Below are 1683 nucleotides of genomic sequence, written 5' to 3'. Positions count from 1 at the left end.
GGCCCTCGCCACCCCCTCCCGGCTGCTGATCCTGGCCCGGCTGCGCGAGGGGCCCTGTGCGGCGACCGAACTGGCCGCGACGGTGGGCATGGAGCAGTCCGCGTGCTCCCACCAGCTGCGGCTGCTGCGGAACCTGGGCCTGGTGACCGGCACCCGCAAGGGCCGCTCGATCGTGTACGCGCTCTACGACAGCCACGTCGCCGAACTGCTGGACCAGGCGCTGTACCACGTCGAGCACCTGCGACTCGGCCTCACGGACGGGGCGGTCGGGACGGTCGGGGCGGTCGCGACGGGCGCGACGGACGGGGCGGACGTGACGAACGCGGGGTCACCGGCGGAGGGCTGAGAGCGGCCCGACCGTTGCATTCCGGTCGGGTTGGGATGGCGGCGCCCGCCGGTCCGCACCGGGACCGCACGCCGCGAACCGGGACAACTCGCCCGAATGGCGCGTGATATCGGCCACCCGTACCCCCGACCCCATCTGCCCGTGCCCGGGCCACGCCCGGAAACACCCACACCACACGGCTGTCACATATCAGCCACACGGTGTCCGCATATCGTGACCGAACCACCAGGGGTGCGCACACGAGCACGGTCCGCATACGGAACACTCCTATCCGCACACGCCACTTCGAGTGAAGGAGTGCTCACTATGCGCAAGAACAGCAGGCGAACCATGGCCGTCGCACTGGCGGCCGTCACCTGTCTGGCGGGGCTGGCCACCGGTACCGCCGGCGCCGCGGACGCGGCGCACACCGCAGGCGACGACGACAGTCCGCGGCCCGCCGGCACGTCCAAGTTCGTCCTCGCGGTCGGGCACAGCGGGGTCACCGGGGTGATGGTCCCCGAGCGCGTGGTCACCCTGGAGTGCGGGCCCTACGTACCGGACGGCGACCACCCCAAGCCGCTGCGGGCCTGCGACGACCTGACCCGCGCGGGCGGCGACCTGCGCACCCTGGCGGACCTGAACCGGGACGGGATCTGCACCAAGGAGTACAACCCGATCACCGTCACGGTCGACGGCTACTGGAAGAACCGCCGGATCAACTTCGACCACACGTTCCCGAACCCGTGCCTCAAGCGGCTCAACGCGTCAGCCCTGTTCCAGTTCTGAGGCGCTGAGGACCGGCCCCGGGCAGGGGAGAGGCCCCGGACAAGTGTGGTGTCCGGGGCCTCGGCTCCTGGGGCAACTCCTGGGACGCTACCGCTGCTTCTTGCCGATGAGGCTGGCCATGCCGAAGGCGCCGCCGCCCGCGATCGCGAGCCCGAGCAGCGCGAAGCCCTCCTTCAGCGTCCCCTCCCACCAGAACTTCAGCGGAGCGAACGGCTCGTGCTCCATCATGGCGTCCAGCGCGTCGCTGCCACCCGCGTCCATCAGCGAGAAGAGGTAGCCGTTCGCGACGCCCGTGATGCACGCGACCATCGCCAGCGCCGCCGGGGCGATGTACGCGGCCGGGTTGGGCCCGCCCATCCTGCCCGCGACCCCGCCGACGGCCACGGCGAGCGCGATCGCGAAGACGAGGTACATCAGCCGCAGGCCGATCTTGGACAGGTCCTCGTAGCTCAGGAAGAGGATTCCGGCGAACAGCATCGCGCCGATACCCGCGGTGAGCCACGAGAGAAGGAACGCCTTGACCCCGCTGCCCTGACGCTGCGGCGGATACCCCGGCCCCTGCGGATACC

At 70.9% G+C, this 1683-nt stretch carries 3 protein-coding genes; 2 read left to right on the top strand and 1 reads right to left on the bottom strand.

Going from position 1 to position 1683, the window contains the following annotated elements; genetic code table 11:
• The coding region (locus G5C65_RS36865) for an ArsR/SmtB family transcription factor (RefSeq protein WP_241266329.1) at positions 1-346 on the top strand (346 nt) is incomplete at its 5' end.
• A gap of 306 nt (positions 347-652) precedes the next feature.
• The gene (locus tag G5C65_RS36860; RefSeq protein WP_165303393.1) at positions 653-1114 is read left to right on the top strand and encodes an SSI family serine proteinase inhibitor; all 462 of its coding nucleotides are present in this window, start codon (positions 653-655) and stop codon (positions 1112-1114) included.
• Between the two features lie 87 nt (positions 1115-1201).
• Here G5C65_RS36860 and G5C65_RS36855 read toward each other — a convergent pair.
• Positions 1202-1683: hypothetical protein (locus G5C65_RS36855; RefSeq protein ID WP_165303392.1), on the bottom strand; the 482-nt coding region annotated here is incomplete at its 5' end.

It is taken from the genome of Streptomyces boncukensis (genome assembly GCF_011045075.1).
GTDB lineage: Bacteria > Actinomycetota > Actinomycetes > Streptomycetales > Streptomycetaceae > Streptomyces > Streptomyces boncukensis.
The sequence above is the reverse complement of the archived record's forward strand: the minus strand, read 5'-3'. Positions and strand labels throughout refer to the sequence as shown.